Consider the following 19628-nt stretch of genomic DNA (forward strand, 5'->3'; position numbering starts at 1 on the left):
TTGAACTCAATCCCGATACTTTGAAAAGCTAAAAAGCAGAGCCTAAACTCTGCTTTGGGTCGATTTAGCTGACGTATTCAAAACTGTCATCATTGTCAGCTTCATCATTTTCAATCTGAATAAAAGGCAACATATTATGTGCCAAACGGGCTTTATTGCATTGATCATCGGCGATCTGTACTTCTTTGCAGGATGAACTGCGCAGCTCGTACATACCGCAACTGACCTGCTGGCCAATGGTGCCATCCAGTGCAATACAGCGTGGATTTTTTTGATTGGTTCCAGCCATACATGAATAAACTGCTGTTACAGGTTCCGTATAATGCTCAGGCATATGAATCCCTTCAGCCCAGTAAAACGAAACCCTGAAATAGGCGCAGCACGCCCCGCAGCTTAAACATGCATCTGGTGTTGGAACTTGAGATAACATTTCTTATAAGTTCTCATGATCAAAAAAAAGTTTTTTGGAGAAGAAATATAAAAAATGTTGTTTTTCTACACAAGAAAAATTTTATTTTTCTGTGAACTATTCAGGACAGGTAAAAACAGTTTCGTCCATCAGGTCGGTGCCACATTGCAGCGTTTCAATCCAGTCCAGAAACTGGGTGATCTGCTCTTTACCCATAAAAGGCGTGCCATGCTGCGGCACAATCATCTCGATATCCATGCCCCGCACCATGTTCACCCAAAGACGAATCACCTTGTTATTGCACATATAACGCTGATGAAAGCTTTTCATTTTTGGGATATGCGCAGCAAAGTTTTCCAATGGTTTGGCAGCATCATCGACCATCGATGCACCCATATCTCCCGAAAACAGGATCTTGGCAATCGGATCATAAAACTGGAAATTGCCCACCGAATGCAGAAAATGCGCTGGCACCGCCACGATATTGGCATTGCCCAGGGGAATGATCTGGCCGTGATCCGGGAGCTCGACCAGCCGATCCAGCCAGTTGCCTTTCATCCGGTCACTCATAAAGGCCGAGTTTAAATGTGGCAAAAAACGCGCCCAGAGCTTGGAAGCCACCACTTTGGCATCGGTATATACCAGCCAGCGTGGCATCGAAGTAATGATGTCAGGATCCTGATGCGAAGCCATGACATAATCCAGATTGGTCAACCGGGTGTATTTATTCAGTTCCATGGTTAGCGGAACATAGGTGAGATCACCACCCGGATCGAGTACCGCCGCCCGCTCGTTATCAATGATTAAAAACTGGTTTGCCTGAACGCCTTCACCTTTGACCAGACTGGTAAAACTGATGCATTTATGTGTCCCGTTATCAAACAGGACCTGCGATGTGGTGCGTTCAAAAACCATGTATATATTCCCCGATTTAAATTTAAAAGTGCTGTTTTATACCCATATAACATATAAGTATTTAGTTGAACTTACAATCAATAAAACTGGCCATATCACACTACTTATCAAAGTTTTAAGCTTATTTTAGGCATAAAAAATCCTGAGCTTTTAGCTCAGGATTCATGCAATTATTACTGTATTTTTAAAATAAATAATATTGAAGCAGAGTGGCGACACCAATCACCAGGAAAATGGCCGCGCCAATTTTATGAATCAGGCTGATCGGCAGCCTGTTCGCCAGTTTATCTCCTAGAAATACCGCAGGTGCATTGGCCAGCATCATCCCCAAAGTGGTACCGAGCATCACCCAGAATATACTATCGAAACGTGCTGCCAGCGCGACTGTGGCAATCTGGGTTTTATCGCCAATTTCTGCCAGAAAGAACAAAATGAAGGTCGCAGCAAATACCCCGAATTTTTGCCATTTATTGATACTGGCATTTTCATCTCCGAGTTCATCCGGAATCAGCATCCAGGCCGCCATCGCAATAAAACCAATCGACACAATCCACAGCAACACTTCCGGCCCAATCACCGTGGTGATCCATTGTCCCAATACCGCAGAAAGGCCATGGTTAATCAGCGTCGCCAATAAAATAGCAACTAAAATAGGAACGGGTTTGCGAAAACGTGCGGCAAGCAGCAAAGCCAGCAGTTGGGTTTTGTCACCCATTTCAGCCAGTGCCACGATTGCGGTCGACAGTAAGAATTCATACATGAGGTCTTTCTCTGGCTAGCATCCAATACCAATGACTCACCGCTCCTGCTAGCCAAAATCTGCAGAGTGGTAAATCAAAGGTCTTGCCAACAAAAGAAAGCTTCGAGAAGCTCATTTGGTTTTTTGCTATGATGACCATGTCCGGTTCAGGACAAATATGTTGACCATCACCCTTCTGCTTTGCGCAAAAGGCGGCTACTCCCCAATGAAGTGCGCCAAGTATAGAATCAAATCCATTATTTTTCAATGTGGCAAAAATAAACCCCGCCGAAGCAGGGTCTATGATTGAAATAATCTGATCAGATTAAATCAATAAAGTACGGATATCTTTGAGCAGCTGGGTCAGCTTGTTGGTGAAACGCGCAGCATCTGCACCATTAATCACACGGTGATCGTAGGATAATGAAAGCGGCAGCATCAAACGTGGATCAAAGCCTTCACCATTCCAGACGGGTTGCATGGTGGCAGGTGAAATTCCCAGAATTGCCACTTGCGGCCAGTTCACCAGCGGCGTAAATGCAGTACCACCAATTGAGCCCAGGCTGGTAATGGTAAAGTTCGCCCCTTGCAGATCTTTTGGCGACAATTTCTTGTCACGCGCTTTTTGACCCAAGCTTCCCAGCTCAGTGGCAATCTGTTTAATCGACTTCTGATCGGGATGACGCAATACCGGAACCGTTAAACCATCTGGCGTTGCCACCGCGATCCCCATATGGATCTCGTTACGTAGCAGGACTGACTTGCCATCATCGGCCAAGTGACCAGCAAACTCGCGCTCTTCTTTTAACAAGTGCGCAACTGCTTTGATGATGAAGGCCATAATGGTCAGGCTCAGGCCTTCTTTCTTGAAGTTGCCTTTCAGCTCATTACGCCACGCTTCCAGTTCAGTAATATCGGCTGCATCAAACTGGGTCACTTGCGGAATGAAATTATTCAGCGACAACTGCGGAATAGACACTTGTTGCAAACGCGTCAAGGCTTTTTCTTCCACACCACCAAAAGCACTGAAGTCTGGCAATTTTGGTAGACCTGCGGCTTGAGCAGCAGCGGCTACAGGAGCAGCCTGCGGCGCAGTTAGGCGCGCTTTGACATACGCTTTCAGATCTTCTTTCATCACCCGGGCATTGGAACCTGAAGCCTGAACTTCTGACAATACTACGCCCAGTTCACGTGCCAGTTTACGTACAGCAGGGCCGGCATAGACTTTCGAGTTGGCGATATTCTGCTCTTTGGTCAGCTTGTCGGCATTGTCAGAGGTCGCCACCGCTGGAGTAGAAGATGCAGCAGGTGCTGCTTTGGTGGTCTCTACTGGTGTAACAGCTGCTTTCGGTGCTTCCGCTTTAGCCGCAACAGGTGCAGCCTCTGCTTGCGCTTCAGCTTGAACTGTCATCAGTGCAATGCCTTCAGAGACATTTTGTCCCAGCTCAACATGAATGGCCTTGATTACCCCAGCAGTTGTGCTTGGCACTTCAACCGTGGCTTTGTCTGATTCCACCACGATGATGCTCTGGTCTTTTTCAACCGTATCACCGACAGAAACCAGAATTTCAGCCACAGCTGCTTTGTCTACACCCAGATCAGGCACCATCACTTCAACATCACCCGCAGGTGCTGCTGCAGCTTGAGCCACTGGCTCCGCTTTAGCATCTTGAACTGGCGCAGCTTCAGCTTTTGGCGCTTCTGCTGCAACAGTCGGGGTCGATCCTGAAGTTTTCACTTTTAGAATCACCACACCTTCTTTAATCGTGTCGCCTTCTTTAATGTCGATGGATTCCACCGTACCTGCAACCGTACTTGGCACTTCAACAGTCGCCTTGTCCGATTCCACCACCACGATGCTTTGATCCACCTCGATTTCATCACCGACAGAGACCAGAATTTCACCGACAGTGGCTTTCTCTACACCAATATCGGGGACTTGAACATCGACCACTTGTGAACTTGCTTGAGCCTCAGGCGCAGCAGAAACTTTTGGCTGATGTGATGCCAGTTCTTGCATGATTTCCTGATCAGGCAAAGACGTAGGTGTATTTTCTGAGGTTTTTTGTGAGGCATCTGCTTGCTGTGGCTCGACCACATCCGTACTGCCATCTTCAGCTTGCAGTTCAATCAGTACCGCGCCTTCAGTCACTTCATCACCCTGACTGACCAGAATGCTTTTCACCACCCCTGCTGAAGTGCTGGGCACTTCAACAGAGGCTTTATCGGATTCAAGCAACACGATGCTGTCATCAATCGCAATCGTATCACCGACTTTGACCAGAATTTCGGCCACGGTTGCCTGATCTACACCAATATCGGGAGTCGTAATTTGCATGCTTAGTTCTCCTCTTTGTAGTCAGCAACAGCATGTACAGATGGGGTGTCTTGCGGTGCCCAAGCCACCGGACGATCGGTATCCAGCTCAAACGTCGAGATCGCGTCTTTCACCAGGCGCGGATCAACTTCACCTTCATCTGCCAGTTTTTTCAGAGTTGCCACCACAATATGGGCAGCATCGACACCGAAGTAGCTACGTAAATTACCACGTGTATCTGAACGGCCATAACCATCGGTACCGAGTGCCACAAATGGGCGGCCATCTGGAAGATAGGCACGAATCTGTTCGCTATAGGCACGCATATGATCAGTTGCAGACACCACAATACCTTCGGTACCGCGTAGCTGTTTCGATATCCATGCTTCTTTCACATCCTCAGCCAGTGGATGCAGGCGGTTGTATTCTTCACATGCCATGCCGTCACGTGCCAGTTCATTGAAGCTGGTCACACTGTAGACATTCGAATGAATTTGATATTCCTCACGCAGAATCTTCGCCGCCTTGATCACTTCACGCAGGATTACACCTGAGCCCAGTAACTGAACAGTGGCTTTTTCATCTTCTTCCAGTAAGTACATACCACGCTTGATACCTTCTTCAACACCTTTTGGCATTTCCGGATGCTCGTAGTTTTCGTTCATTACGGTCAGGTAATAGAACACACGTTCCTGGTTCACATACATACGTTGTAAACCGTCATGTACGATCACCGCCAATTCATAACCGAAACATGGATCATAAGAGACACAGTTTGGAATGGTGTTGGCCAAGATGTGTGAATGACCATCCTGATGCTGTAAGCCTTCACCGTTCAGTGTAGTACGACCCGCAGTTGCACCCAGCAAGAAGCCTTGTGCCTGTGCATCGCCTGCTGCCCATGCAATATCACCGATACGCTGGAAACCAAACATCGAGTAATACATATACATTGGAATCATTGGCAGGTTATTGGTGGAATAACTGGTGCCTAATGCCGCCCATGCACTCATCGCACCGGCTTCGTTAATCCCTTCCTGCAACATGTGGCCGTCTTTGGCTTCACGGTAATGCATCAGCTGTTCTTGGTCTTCAGGAGTATATTTCTGGCCATGCGCGGCATAAATACCAAGCTGACGGAACATGCCTTCCAAACCAAAGGTACGCGCTTCATCTGGAACGATTGGTACAACACGGTCTTTAATCGCTTTCTCTTTAAGAAGTGCAGAGATTAAACGTACCATCACCATCGTGGTCGATTGTTCTTTACCATTTGAACCAGCCAAGACCGAATCAAATACTGAAAGTCCAGGAATCGCCAGCTGTTCGCTTTCCTTACGACGTGCAGGCAGGTAGCCACCTAGCGCTTCACGACGTGCCTTCATATATTTCAATTCAGGTGAATTTTCGCTTGGACGGTAGAACGGCACTTCTTCAAGCTGTTCATCGGTGAAAGGAAGGTTGAAACGGTCACGCACATATTTCAAAGAATTGATTTGCATCTTCTTGATTTGGTGCGTTTTGTTGACTGCTTCGATTTCCTCGGACAAACCATAACCTTTGACGGTTTTCGCCAGAATCACGGTCGGCTGACCTTTGGCCGTACATGCTTCGGCATAAGCAGCAAAGACTTTGTACGGGTCGTGGCCACCGCGGTTCAGATTATCAATATCTTCATCGCTTAAATCTTTAACCAGCTCTTTGGCTTCTGGATATTTACCGAAGAACTTTTCACGCGCGTAAGCACCACCTTTTACCTGGTAACGCTGGAAATCGCCATCGACTGCTTCTTCCATCACGGCTTTCAGTGCACCGGATTTATCTTTATCTAGTAGTGGATCCCAATGACGGCCCCACACAACTTTAATCACACGCCAGCCTGCGCCGCGGAATAGTGACTCAAGTTCCTGAATGATCTTGCCATTACCACGTACCGGACCATCCAGACGTTGCAAATTACAGTTCACCACCCAGATCAGGTTATCGAGCTTTTCGCGACCTGCTAAAGAAATTGCACCCAGACTTTCCGGCTCGTCCATCTCGCCATCGCCCAAATACGCCCAGACTTTACGATCTTCTTCTTTAATCAGACCACGGTTCATCAGGTACTTTTGAATATGTGCCTGATAAATCGACATGATTGGACCCAGACCCATCGATACGGTTGGGAACTGCCAGTAGTCCGGCATCAAATAAGGATGCGGATAAGATGGCAGACCTTTACCACCCACTTCACGACGGAAATTATTCAGATGCTCTTCAGTCAAACGGCCTTCTAAAAATGAACGCGCATAGATACCAGGTGCACAGTGACCCTGGTAATAGATCATGTCGCCGCCGAAGCTGTCGCTATTGGCGCGGAAGAAGTGGTTAAAGCCCACATCGTAAAGGGTTGCGGAAGAAGCAAAACTCGCCAGGTGACCACCGAGGTCATCACCGGTTTTATTCGCGCGCAATACCATTGCCAAGGCATTCCAGCGAACCAGCGCACGAATCCGGCGTTCCATATCCTGGTCGCCCGGCATTGCCGGTTGTTCTTCAACGGAAATCGTATTTAAGTAGGGAGTATTTAAACGCTGAATAGGAACATGCTTTGCAATTGCGCGTTGATAAAGTTTTTCTAACAAAAATGCTGCACGCTCGGTACCCATGTGTTGCAAAACAGAGTCAAATGCATCTTGCCATTCTTGGGTTTCTTGCGCGTCTGTATCGCCATAAAACGCCATAATCTACAGTTCCTAAAAGCCTAATTTAATGTCTTATATGTACCATATTTGAGACCTCAGCAGGTATGGCTCTGGCTGAATGCGATTTGGCAGTACTATTTAGGAACTAAATGATTGGTGACGTTTAATTACACAACATAACAAAAAATAGTCAATATAGGAGATTTATTATACATTCATTATAATAGTTGGTGATAATATCAGACTTAAAAGCGATTATCTGAAGAACCCTTCAATGTGGGTTGAAGAGCCTTAGCTTAATCGCTTTGAAATGCTTATTGGAGAGATGCTTATGTATAAAGAGCCTAATAGAAATTCAGGTCTATACTTAAGGTAACATGGCCAAATAAGTAGATGGGTTTTTACGTTGACCGTCTTTTACAACTTCATAATGCAAGTGTGGACCGGTACAGCGGCCAGTACAGCCAACGTTGGCAATATGATCACCTGCCTGTACCTGTTCTCCCACACGTGCAATAAGACGTGAAGCATGAGCATAACGTGTTAAATAGCCATTGCCATGATTGATTTCAACATATTGACCATAACCCGTACCCCAACCTGATTTGGTTACAATACCTGGGCCTGTGGCATAAATTGGTGTACCACTTGGCGCTGCAAGATCAAGACCTGAGTGATTTTCAGCACGGCCACCCATGGTACGACCACCGTAATTTGAACTTACGCGAGAATTGGGTAAGGGATGAGCGATCAGCCAGGAATAAGCACTATTTGCAGCAGCTCGATTAGATGAGGTATTTGCATACTTCTGTGCCAGCGTGCGATTGTTAAGCTCAACTGGCTTTTCACGTAGCTGGACATTCAATTTGGTTTGCGCTGGAATATCGATATCATCTGGATGAGTATATGCACCCTGTGCCAGAGTACGCGTCAATTGCTCGATACGATCTGTTGAACCATTTTCTTGATTTAGATTGACTAAATCTGCAAAGGCTACCGAAGCAGCTGAAACTGATAAAGAAAATGCCAACAAAATACGTCGCATATGCATAAAAAACCTCTCTAAACTGCTTTAATCGAGTTCCTTGAAGATCTCTATCCTTGATATCCACTAAAAGAAGCGCATAAGATTAAGACATAAACATGTAGGAATTATGTATGTCAGAACCTGTCAACGTTTTTCAACAAACCAGAAAACAGATAAAAACAGGAAACTTTTCGTTTCTCTCATCACAAGTTGCTGCCTGGCAGAAACTTACGAAACTCGTACAACCGCTATTGCCCCAACCGGAACGCTGGCAAGTTGTGTGCTATCAAAATGGTGTGTTAACGATTACCGGTGAAAACCAGGCCATGATCAGTCAATTGGCCTATCTTCAAAAGCAATACATTTCACAACTCTCTCAAATAAATGAATTAACAGATCTTACAAAACTTCAAGTTTGTTTGCGGAATCCTTCACAAACGCAACCTGTTGCAGCAACACCTGAAAGAGCCTTAAATGCAGAAACACAGGAATTACTTCGTGGTGCAGCTGACTTTATAAGCGACCCTAAGCTTAGCCAAGCTTTGCTACGTTTGGCAAGCAATAAAAAGTAACATAGCAATCAAATGTAATAAATTAGAAAAGCAGTATTATGCGACACATGTCACACTATTGACGCAATAACTAAAACATAAAGACACAAACACAATGACTTATGTCACATTCACATACATGATTGGACAATTGGCCTCGTCATCAAATGTTACAATTTCATAGCAGCTTGAATCACTTTTCACATTGCGCAACAGCTGATTATTCAAAGCATGTCCAGATTTATAACCATCAAATTTGGCAATGATCTGATGTCCAAGCAGATACAAATCCCCGACTGCATCCAAAATTTTATGGCGTACAAATTCATCAGAGAACCTTAGACCCTCTTCATTCACCACTCCGGTTTCATCCACACCAATGGCATTCTCCAAACTGGCTCCCAGTGCCAGATTATTGGCTTTGAGATAATCCAGATCTTTCATAAAACCAAAGGTACGTGCTTCACTAACCTCATAAACAAAAGTTTCAGTCGAGAAATCGATACTGGCGGACTGATGTTCTTTTTTAAAAGCAGGATGATCAAAATCAATGGTGAAATTCAGCTGGAAGCCATGGTGCGGACTAAAAATGGCACGCTTATCATCAATCAGTGCTTCAACCGGTTTAATAATCTTGACGAATTTTTTCGCAGCATCTAGTTCTTGCAGACCACCTTGCATGAGCAGATAGATAAACGGGCCTGCACTGCCATCCATAATCGGCACTTCAGAGGCAGAGACTTCGATAATCAGGTTATCAATTCCTAAACCGGCAATCGCACTCATGACATGTTCAATCGTACCGACTTTGGCATTTTCCTGAACCAGATTCGAGCACATGAAAGCTTCCTGAATCAGCATCGCATCGGCAGGAATGTCGACCGGCGGATTCAGGTCAATACGACGAAACACAATTCCCCCATCGGCATGGTGCGGCACAAAGTTAATCATGACTTTTTGCCCACTGTGAAGACCGATTCCGCTCGCTTTCACGATACGTTTCAGGGTACGTTGTTTCAACATGCTTCTTTCATCTGTTCATCAATAAAACCGCTATACGTTAGCATATTTGGCCATTGAGAAAAAACAAAAAGGTGGCTTAAAAGCCACCTTTCCTGTGTAATCATGGTAAACACATGATGTTACATGTTATTTACGCTGTTGATTCTTAAGATAATCCTGAATACTCATTGGCGTTGGACGCGGGCTCGAAACTGATGCTGCAGCATTCGCTGGCGTAGCGGTTTCATGCTGTTGGCGCTGAATCGCTGGTACATCGTCATCTTCTACCACAGCCTGTGAAGCTGCTGCTGGGCGCGTTGCCTGTACATTGGTACGTTTAGTCGGTTCAACTGAATCCGCTGCATGACGGGTTAAACCCGTTGCAATCACGGTCACACTGATTTCATCACGTGCATCCGGATCAAATACCGTACCGTAGAACACCTGACCTTCATCCAAATCGACAATCTGGTTAACAACATCGGTGATTTCTTCAATTTCACCGAAAGTGACATCATCGCCACCCGTTACGTTAATCAGAATACCTTTGGCATTCATGATGGTTACGTTATCGAGTAATGGGCTACGGATAGCCTGTTCAGCAGCCTGACGGGCACGATTTTCACCACGACCTAAACCAACACCCATCATGGCATAACCACGAGTACTCATCGCTGTTTTCAAATCGGCGAAGTCAAGGTTGATATGACCCGGACGTACCACAAGATCAAAAATACTGCGTACCGCATTCAGTAGCACATCATCCGCTTTTTTATAGGCATCTTTCATTGAAATATCACGGAAGACTTTCAATAAACGCTGATTTGGAATGATGATCAATGAGTCGACATGCTGCTCAAGCGCTTCAATGCCTTTTTCCGCAGATTGTAAACGGCGCTTGCCCTCAAAGTTGAATGGCGTCGTCACCACACCAACCGTCAGGATACCCATTTCTTTGGCAATTTCAGCAACCACTGGCGCAGCACCCGTTCCGGTACCACCGCCCATACCCGCAGTGACAAAGACCATATCGGTCCCTTCAAGCTGCTGGCGGATCAGTTCACGGCTTTCTTCTGCGGCAGTCTGACCCACTTGCGGATTGGCACCTGCACCCAGACCACGGGTACTTTGCTCACCCAGCTGAATTTTAAATTCGGCTTCCATGCGATCGAGTGCCTGCTTGTCCGTATTGGCACAAACAAACTTTACGCCCTGGATATCAGACTGCAACATGTGTTGTACAGCATTACCACCCGCACCGCCTACACCAAACACAGTGAAACGGGCTTGACCATTGCTATCGCTATGATCGTCTTCGAAAAATTCAAATGAGGCCATGACCTATAAAATTCCTAATTCATAATTGGCAGTCACTAAGCCCGTACACTGCCTTAATCTTAATAAAATTGTTTTTAAGAATGCTGCTCATGCGTTAACTTGTCAAGTACAAGCCCGATTAACTACATCTTCTCAACAATATTCACAATAAAAATCGACTTAAAAGATTGATTTCAAGGTGTCATTAAAGCCAGACCAAGCCCGCTTGACGCGCTGAGTTAACGATAATCGCTCTACATCATCCTGTTCTACAATCGTGTCTTGAGTATCACTCTGACTAAACATCAGCAAACCCGCGACCGTACTATATTGCGAACGGCGTAGCGCTGCCTGATGCTGTTCATCGGCATACACCTGCGTTGGTGGATTACCCAAATGAGCTGACACACCCAAGGTACGGCGTACAAAACTCACCATACCTTCAATATGACTGGCATCACCGGTCAGGACCACACCATGATACAAGCCCTGGATCGCGCCATTTTTCACCAGTTCATCACGCACCAATCCAAGAATCTCGTCATAACGCGCCATGATAATTTCGGTCAGCTCAATCCGGCTGATGGTTTGTGGCCCATCAATCCCCTGGAACTGAATCATATGGTCAGGCTTAACCACTTTCAGGTCTACACAGCCATACAGCAGTTTCAGGCGTTCAGCTTCTTCGGTCGTGGTCTGTAACACCGCCGCAATATCACGGGTCACATGCTCGCCACCACGCTGGAAGGTATGGGTTAAGGCCAGACGACCATCCACATACACCGCCACATTGGTGGTGCCGGCACCGATATCGACCAGACAGACGCCATATTCTTTTTCATCTTTGAGCAGACTGGCCTCAGCAGTTGCCAGACTTGAGACCACCATTTTCTCCACACCAATATTGGCGCCCTTGAGGGCACGGTCAATATTTTGCATGGTGCTAATCGGCAGCATCATCAGATGATAATGACCAGTCATGCTATGTGCAGACATTCGAATCGGATTCAGCACCCACTCTGATGAGTCATCCAGCTCGAAGCCCAAAGGCACAGCACTGACCAGATAATGGTCTGAAGTCAAATGACTGGCTTTGGCCAACTCCAGTGCACGAACCACTTCGCTGGTGGTAATCGCATGTTCGCTATTGTCGATCGAGGTTCGACCTGAAGCATAAAAGCTTTTTAATTCGGCACTTGGAATAGAAACCCAAGCAGAATGCACCCGACACTCCGCCATATCTTCTGCTTCTTGGACGGCATTTTTAATTGCGGTAATAACTTTATCGAGACTGACAATTTTCCCTTTACTCATGCCTCGGTTACGAGCGGTAGCCATACCAATCACTTGGATATTGTCTGGCGCGTGTACCTTGCCAATCAAAACTGAAACTTTGTGTGTCCCAATGTCAATCGCCACAACCGAGGGAACAGCTTCACTCATTATTCACTACTACCATTACATGTTTGTTAGATTTATGGCTTGAATGCCTCTATTTTTTAAAGCCGATCATTATGGCTTTACTGTTACATTATTCTCAACGCCCGTGTCATCAATGGTTACAATAAAATGCCCATTTACAATTTTAGGCGGAATTGAATTTTTCCACTGTATCGACAATCCATTGCGATAACGCAGGTCGATGGCCGAAATTTTAGACCAGACCGGTTTTAAGTCGCTTTGAGACAGATGGCTCAAGCGCTGTAATTTGCTCATGGTCTGATCTTTATCAACAATTATTCTTAAACCCGAATCAAACTGCATAAACCAGGTCATTCGCTCGGTGAGATAGAGTTCTTTTAGACGAATGCCGTGTGGCAAAAATAACTGATTAATTTCATTATAACGACGCATCATGGTTTCTGCATGGCTCGCCGGCCCATGTAGTAACGGTAATGCCTCATAATTCTTGGGTGTGACTTCGGTGAAAATGACACCACTGTCACTCAATAAACGTCCTGTGCCCCAACGTGCAATCGCATGATGTGGCATGATCCGTACCCGAATGCCATTTGGCCATGCTCGGGAAACCACCACCCGATCCACCCAGGACAGCTCCAGGGTACGATCTCGGATCGCTTCCAGATCCGAAGTAAAATAGTTTTCGGTCACAACCGGTGACACATATTGCATGACCTGACGCTGTTCAGCAGCCGAGCGGGTACCTAACACGCCCAGCTCTGCCACTTCGGTATTGGTCATGACTTTATATAAGCCCAATATTCCAAAGGCCAGCACCAGCACTGCAATACACAACAATAACCAGCCACCAAAATTGGACAGCTTTTCTTTGCGTGTCGGCGGCTTGTCGTGAATTGAGGTAATCGCAGCACGTTTACGGCGCATGGAAACAGGAAGTTGAGCCATATTTAGTGTGCCGACCCGGTCAGGGTCTGTTCCAGAATCGCAACACACAGGTCATCAAAACTATAACCGACTGCAGCTGCCGCTTTTGGCACCAAAGAATGACTGGTCATGCCCGGTACGGTATTCACTTCCAGCAGCCAGAAGTTGCCCTGTTCATCCTGCATGGCATCAATCCGGCCCCAACCGCTGGCACCGACTGCCTGAAATGCACGCAGACTCAGGGCTTTTAACTGTTGCTCTTCAGCTTCGGTCAAACCACATGGAATGCCATATTGCACATCATTACGGTTATATTTGGCTTCATAATCATAGAAAGCAACATCTTGAGGTGGTTCAAGACGAATCACAGGCAGCGCCTGACCATTTAAAACCACAATGGTGAATTCACGGCCGGTAATCCATTGTTCTGCCATCACCACGGCATCATGTTCAGTTGCCTTGGCAATTGCTTCTGCAAAGTCTTCAATTTTTTCAACCTTGCTCATGCCGATACTGGAACCTTCATGTACCGGTTTGATAATCAAAGGCAGGCCTAAAGAATTGACGATATCAGCTGCATCGGAATCTTTGGTAACAATACGATAAGGCGCTGTCGGCAATTCCGAACCCTGCCAGACCTGCTTGGTCTTGACCTTGTCCATGCCGATTGCAGAGCCTTGTACCCCCGTACCGGTATAGGGCACATTTAGCCATTCCAGTACACCCTGAATCTGACCGTCTTCACCACCACGACCATGCAATACAATGAAAGCACGGTCATAATTTACCAGTTCTGTGACACTACGTTGCTGCGGGTCAAAAGCTTCCGCATTGACCCCTGAACGCACTAATGCCTCAAGTACCGCCGTACCACTGTCTAGAGAAACCTCACGCTCTGCAGATTTACCACCAAGCAACACGGCAACTTTTCCGAATTTTGAAGCATTTGACACGTTTATATCCTTAAACTTTTTTCAATCTGGTCAATTCAATTCAGTCATGCAAGATGACTATTTTATATATAAGTGATTTTGCGCAAGTTCGACTGAGATTGCTCCAACATTACCTGCGCCCTGGGTTAATAACAAGTCATTTGCTTGCAATACTTTTCTCATGATCTGATTCAGATTACCGTCCACCGCATCGACCAGAATTGGCTCAACTTCGCCACGTAAACGAATGCTGCGGGCTAAAGTACGGCTGTCCGCCCCTACAATCGGTTTTTCACCGGCCGGATAAACATCCAGTAACAATAACTGGTCTACAGTAGAAAGCACTTCCACAAAATCATCAAAACAGTCACGGGTACGGCTATAACGGTGTGGCTGGAACATCATCACCAGGCGACGATCCGGATGACTCTGACGCGCGGCTTTAATGGTGGCTTCGACTTCTTTTGGATGATGACCATAATCATCCACCAGTTTTACATTACCACCCTCAATTTCAAATTCGCCCTGAACTTCGAAGCGACGGCCTACCCCACTGAAACCTTCCAGTGCACGGCAAATAGAAGCATCAGACACGCCTTCATCGGTCGCGACACCAATCGCAGCCAAGGCATTCAGGACATTATGCAAACCTGGCTGATTCACGGTTACACGTAATGGCTCACGCTCTTTACGCAATACGGTAAAGTGCGTTTGCATGCCGTCCTGATCGACATCTATCGCGCGAATGTCATTGTCTTCATTAAAACCGTAGGTCAGCACTGGACGTGCAATTCGTGGCATGATTTCACGAATATTGGCATCATCACCACAGACCACGGCCAGGCCATAAAATGGCAGTTTTTGCAGGAACTGGATAAAAGTATCTTTCAGCACATCGAAGCTACCGCCATAGGTATCCATATGGTCGGCATCGATATTGGTCACTACAGCAGCCATAGGTTCCAAGTGCAGGAAAGAGGCATCCGATTCATCGGCTTCTGCCACGATATAACGGCTGGCACCCAGAGCAGCATTCATACCGGTACGGTTCAGCAAACCGCCGATCACATAGGTTGGATCCATGTTTTCTTCTGCCAGCATACAGGTAAGCAGACTGGTGGTCGTGGTTTTGCCATGAGTACCGGCAACCGCAATACCATGACGGTAACGCATCAGCTCACCCAGCATTTCTGCACGGCGAACCACAGGAATACGACTTTCAATCGCGGTTTTAATTTCCGGGTTTTCCTTGTCAATCGCAGTAGACACCACGATCACATTGGCCCCTTTAATATTATTTGCAGTGTGCCCGATATAAACCTTGATCCCATTTTCTTCCAGCTGCGCCGTGGTATTGGATGCCTTGATATCTGAACCGGAAACTTTATAGCCCTGATTTTTCAATACTTCGGCAATACCACACATGCCTGCACCGCCAATGCCCACAAAATGAATGTGTTTGATACGGCGCATTTCCGGCACTTTAATTAATTTTTTCGCTTGTTCAGCTGGGGTTACTGGAGACATAGTTTACTCGAATGATAATTCTTGAATTAAACGGACCACATGTTGAGTCGCATCGGGTTGAGCCTGTCGACGTGCTTTTACCGCCATTTCCATTAATAGCTGGCGATTCAGCATCGGCTCTAATAAGGTTTTTAAACTTTCCGGGGTCATGCTGACCTGTGGGCAAATCTTTGCCGCATTAATCTTGGCCAGAAAGCCGGCATTGGCAGTCTGGTGATCATCCACCGCACTTGGAAGCGGTACAAAAATTGCAGCCACACCTGCCGTCGCAATTTCAGTCACCGTCAATGCGCCAGCACGACAGATCACCACATCGGCATCACTATAGGCTTTGGCCATATCTTCAATAAACGGCTGTACTTCGACGTGCAGATTTGCCGGAGCATTGGCATAACGTGCACGCGTCGCCTCAGCATGGTTTTGACCACACTGATGATAGACATTTAAAGGCACATTGAACTGTTTTAAGGCTTCAGGCACCCGTTCATTTAAGGCCTGCGCTCCCAAAGATCCACCTACGATTAAAATGCGTAAGGGTAATCCTGCTTTTTCACGCTCCTGATAACGCCAGGACGGATTTAAAATGTCACTAATTTCTTGGCGCACCGGATTGCCCGTGGTCACAATTTTATCCTGTGCGGGAAAGGTGTCCGGAAACGCCTGACACACCGTCTTGGCAACACGCGACAATTGGCTATTGGTAAAACCGGCCACCGCATTCTGCTCATGAACCAGCACCGGAATGCCTAGAATACGCGCAGCCAGACCACCCGGCCCTGCCACATAACCACCAAAGCCGGCTACGGCATCGACTTTTAGCTGCTTCATGTATTTCATGGCACTAAAAGTCGCTTTCATGATTTTAAAAGGGGCCAAGGCCTTACGTACAAAACCATTACCACGCACACCCTGAATATCAATTTGATAAACAGGAATATTCTGATTTTTTAATAAACGATTTTCCATGCCTGCAGGCGTAGCCAGCCAAGACACTTCAATCCCTTGTTGTTGTAAGTTTTTTGCAACGGCTAACGCTGGAAACACATGTCCACCCGTACCTGCGGCCATCATCATGACATGTTTAGGCTGTTTTTGCTGAGCGTCGGTCACGGTCTAATTCTTCAATTTAAAAAAGGGAACAGGAAATCTGATTTAAGTGGTCAATTGTAATCACAATTGTAGGGCCTTGAAAGTTTATTTACTTTATTTCAACAAGGCATTAATTGTTTTTTTCACGCAAACTTCAAGTTTAGACTCGTTTTATTTATAAGGTCTGCACTTTTCCTTCGACTTAAGTGACATAGCATATCAATTTTAAATAGTTTTCTCATTATATTATCAATAACTTTGCCACGAAGAGCGCTTTATTTACAGCGGTCTTCCGTTTTCTCCCGTTTACCTCCTCTCTTATCATTGGCCGATAATCTTAGGCTTAAATCCTATAAATTTTATAAAACTTTCATGTTATTCATATCTATATATGAATGATGCTTGATGTACAAGCAGATGCTTTAAATGGACTCAGTTCGGATAGATGTCAAAAATATCATGTCGTGATGTATGGATTATCTTGGCCGGTTATCTGGCTGCGATCCATGTCGGCAAACTTTCTGCGGTTATTCCCATTTTACAACAGGATTTAGGTCTCAGCTTTACGCAAGCCGGTTTTTCCCTGTCTCTGGTTCAAGGCGCGGGGATGCTGTTTGCCTTGTGTATTGGTGCATTGTCAGAAAAAGTCGGTTTAAAACGCTGCCTGATCTTGGCGTTGATCATTTTAGGCCTCAGCAGTATGGCAGGCCTCTGGATTCAGCATGTCGCGGCGTTGTATTTCTTCCGTTTTACTGAAGGGATCGGATTTTTAACTATCTCCTTATGTGCCCCTGCCATTCTCAAACGTATCAGCCGAGCTGAAACACTCAATTTTAAAATGGGACTCTGGAGTTCCTATATGGGGGTTGGTGTCAGTCTTGCTGTCTTTACCATTCCCATGTTGCTTGAATACCTGAACTGGCAAAGCATTTGGGCCATTTTAGGGAGTCTCTGTCTGCTCATTGCAGTGATGATTAAACGGTATTTATATCTTGAAGCGGTCACACCGGTACAGCCGAATCACCCGCAAGCCGGCACAGAAAATACCTCCTTCTGGCAAATTATTAAAGTGACCCTGACTCACCCACCGATTTTGTGTTTGGCCATTATTTTTGCCTGTTATACCAGTCAGTGGATAACCGTGACTGGATTCTTGCCTACCCTGTATGTCGAACATGGGATTGACTTAAAAGTCGCAGGGGCTCTGGTCTCGATGGTGGTGCTTGCCAATTTAGGCGGTACCTTTGGCGCAGGTATGTTGCTGCAAGGTGGCTGGAAACCCAAAACCCTGTTAAGCACAGGATTTATCGCCATGCTGTGCAGCAGCTTGCTGGCTTTTGCGGCAAGCTCTTGGCTGTTATTTGAATTACAGCTTGTGAGTGCCGTACTGTTTTCACTCATTGGCGGGATGATTCCGACCACAATTTTTGCGATTACCCTGCGCTATGCACCGCATGCCAATGCCGCAGCCGCCAGTGTCGGTCTGGTTTTACAGGTTTCAGCCTGTGGGCAATTCTTTGTACCTCCTCTGAGTGCGGCACTGATATCCACGACACAACAATGGGCCCATATCGCGACAGTCACAGCCTGTCTTTCTATCTCAGGGATATTGATGACGCTGCTTTTATTTAAGCGATATGCTTAATAAAAAAAAGCCTCAGATGAGGCTCTTTTTCTGTCTGGTTTAAACCTGCTGCGAACGGCCTGCCTCTAATACAGCAAACAGATCATCGGCAATTGAGGTTCCAAACTGGTCATCAATTTCACGGATACAGGTTGGGCTGGTTACATTAATTTCAGTGACATAATTACCAATTACATCCAGTCCTACAAAAACCAGACCTTTTTCTCTAAGATAAGGGCCTACTTTTGCCGCAATAGCGCGGTCATTTTCAGTCAGTGGACGTGCTTCTCCCAGACCGCCTGCCGCCAGATTGCCGCGCACTTCACCATTTTGTGGAATACGGGCCAAGCAATATGGTACTGGCTCGCCATTAATCATCAGGATACGTTTATCACCTTCGACAATTTCAGGAATATAACGCTGTGCCATAATCGGCTGGGTACCGTTATTGGTCAGCATTTCAATGGTTGAACCAATATTGATGCCATCCTGATACAGGCGGAAAATTCCAGTACCCCCCATGCCATCCAGCGGTTTCACAATCACATCGACCTGTTCTTTGAGAAACTCACGAATCAGGCTTTGCTGCGAAGTCACCAGTGTCGGAACTTGCAGATGCGGGAACTGGGTCGCAAACAGTTTTTCATTACAGTCACGCAGGCTTTGTGGCTTGTTAATAATCCATGCACCTTCGCGTTCTGCCTGCTCCAGAATATAAGTGGTGTAGACAAAATTCATATCAAAAGGTGGATCTTTACGCATTAACACCACATCATAAGCAGCGATGGATTCTTTCTTTTTTTCACCGAGTTCATAATAGTGATCGTAGTCTTCAAACACCTGTAGCGGCGCTATCAAACCAAAAGCTTTGCCCTGTTCAATATATAAATCTTGTTGTAATGCATAACCAAGCTCATGCCCACGGCGTGCTGCTGCCCAAAGCATGGCCATGGTCGAGTCTTTCTTCAGGTTTACATTTTCGATGGGATCCATCACAACAAGTACGCGCATGTGTCTCTGCTCTTTTTCAAAAAATGACTTAGCAAGGAGTATAGCTTGTGTGGATTCTTTTGTTTATGGTGATTTTGCATGACTTGTTCTGTATAGATTTTTAGATAAGTACTGAGGCAGATTGAGCTCAAAAGG

General features: G+C 46.1%; 16 protein-coding genes and 1 riboswitch. Of the genes, 2 read left to right on the forward strand and 14 right to left on the reverse strand.

Annotated features, from left to right (window positions below):
* Positions 1-64: 64 nt before the first annotated feature.
* The 6 genes from FTV48_RS04405 to FTV48_RS04430 form a co-directional block, all read right to left on the reverse strand.
* Entirely contained in the window at positions 65-430 is a 366-nt protein-coding gene (locus FTV48_RS04405; RefSeq protein ID WP_074383866.1) for a YkgJ family cysteine cluster protein, read from the reverse strand.
* Positions 431-526: 96 nt separating this feature from the next.
* Positions 527-1324: an MBL fold metallo-hydrolase gene (locus tag FTV48_RS04410; protein WP_074383865.1), complete on the reverse strand. Its 798-nt coding sequence runs from the start codon at positions 1322-1324 to the stop codon at positions 527-529.
* A gap of 184 nt (positions 1325-1508) precedes the next feature.
* The gene (locus FTV48_RS04415) at positions 1509-2084 is read right to left on the reverse strand and encodes a TMEM165/GDT1 family protein (protein ID WP_005173234.1); all 576 of its coding nucleotides are present in this window, start codon (positions 2082-2084) and stop codon (positions 1509-1511) included.
* An 88-nt stretch (positions 2085-2172) separates the two neighbouring features.
* Positions 2173-2300: riboswitch (yybP-ykoY riboswitch) on the reverse strand.
* Positions 2301-2388: 88 nt separating this feature from the next.
* Positions 2389-4401 carry a 2-oxo acid dehydrogenase subunit E2 gene (locus FTV48_RS04420; protein WP_179999503.1) on the reverse strand — a complete coding sequence of 671 codons (2013 nt, stop codon included), beginning with the start codon at positions 4399-4401 and terminating at the stop codon, positions 2389-2391.
* 2 nt (positions 4402-4403) lie between these two features.
* Entirely contained in the window at positions 4404-7106 is a 2703-nt protein-coding gene (gene aceE / locus FTV48_RS04425) for a pyruvate dehydrogenase (acetyl-transferring), homodimeric type (RefSeq protein WP_179999505.1), read from the reverse strand.
* A 328-nt stretch (positions 7107-7434) separates the two neighbouring features.
* Positions 7435-8118: a M23 family metallopeptidase gene (locus tag FTV48_RS04430; protein ID WP_005173245.1), complete on the reverse strand. Its 684-nt coding sequence runs from the start codon at positions 8116-8118 to the stop codon at positions 7435-7437.
* Between the two features lie 107 nt (positions 8119-8225).
* On the opposite strand from FTV48_RS04430, the gene FTV48_RS04435 reads away from it, so the two are divergent.
* Entirely contained in the window at positions 8226-8666 is a 441-nt protein-coding gene (locus FTV48_RS04435; protein WP_005095034.1) for a DciA family protein, read from the forward strand.
* A 99-nt stretch (positions 8667-8765) separates the two neighbouring features.
* Here FTV48_RS04435 and lpxC read toward each other — a convergent pair whose 3' ends face one another.
* From lpxC to murG, 7 genes are all read right to left on the reverse strand, one after another.
* On the reverse strand, positions 8766-9668 hold the full coding sequence (gene lpxC, locus FTV48_RS04440; protein WP_179999507.1) for a UDP-3-O-acyl-N-acetylglucosamine deacetylase: 903 nt from the start codon (positions 9666-9668) through the stop codon (positions 8766-8768).
* A 126-nt stretch (positions 9669-9794) separates the two neighbouring features.
* Entirely contained in the window at positions 9795-10985 is a 1191-nt protein-coding gene (ftsZ, locus tag FTV48_RS04445) for a cell division protein FtsZ (RefSeq protein ID WP_005095029.1), read from the reverse strand.
* A 159-nt stretch (positions 10986-11144) separates the two neighbouring features.
* Positions 11145-12407: a cell division protein FtsA gene (ftsA, locus tag FTV48_RS04450; RefSeq protein WP_005173256.1), complete on the reverse strand. Its 1263-nt coding sequence runs from the start codon at positions 12405-12407 to the stop codon at positions 11145-11147.
* 69 nt (positions 12408-12476) lie between these two features.
* On the reverse strand, positions 12477-13331 hold the full coding sequence (locus FTV48_RS04455) for a cell division protein FtsQ/DivIB (RefSeq protein ID WP_074383860.1): 855 nt from the start codon (positions 13329-13331) through the stop codon (positions 12477-12479).
* A 2-nt stretch (positions 13332-13333) separates the two neighbouring features.
* A complete protein-coding gene (locus tag FTV48_RS04460) occupies positions 13334-14263 on the reverse strand; it encodes a D-alanine--D-alanine ligase (protein WP_005173261.1) in 930 nt (309 codons plus the stop codon).
* A gap of 57 nt (positions 14264-14320) precedes the next feature.
* Positions 14321-15769, reverse strand: a complete 1449-nt coding sequence (murC, locus tag FTV48_RS04465; RefSeq protein WP_100534532.1) for a UDP-N-acetylmuramate--L-alanine ligase — start codon at positions 15767-15769, stop codon at positions 14321-14323.
* 3 nt (positions 15770-15772) lie between these two features.
* Complete coding sequence (gene murG, locus FTV48_RS04470) at positions 15773-16879, reverse strand: undecaprenyldiphospho-muramoylpentapeptide beta-N-acetylglucosaminyltransferase (RefSeq protein ID WP_074383857.1); 1107 nt, start codon at positions 16877-16879, stop codon at positions 15773-15775.
* A gap of 424 nt (positions 16880-17303) precedes the next feature.
* On the opposite strand from murG, the gene FTV48_RS04475 reads away from it, so the two are divergent.
* Entirely contained in the window at positions 17304-18503 is a 1200-nt protein-coding gene (locus FTV48_RS04475; protein ID WP_179999509.1) for a CynX/NimT family MFS transporter, read from the forward strand.
* A gap of 39 nt (positions 18504-18542) precedes the next feature.
* Here the strand turns inward: FTV48_RS04475 and gshB are convergent, their stop codons facing one another.
* Positions 18543-19493, reverse strand: coding sequence for a glutathione synthase (gshB, locus tag FTV48_RS04480; protein WP_005095009.1), 951 nt, complete (start codon positions 19491-19493; stop codon positions 18543-18545).
* Positions 19494-19628: the final 135 nt, after the last annotated feature.

Source organism: Acinetobacter sp. YH18001 (assembly GCF_013416975.1).
Taxonomy (GTDB): Bacteria; Pseudomonadota; Gammaproteobacteria; order Pseudomonadales; family Moraxellaceae; genus Acinetobacter; species Acinetobacter pseudolwoffii.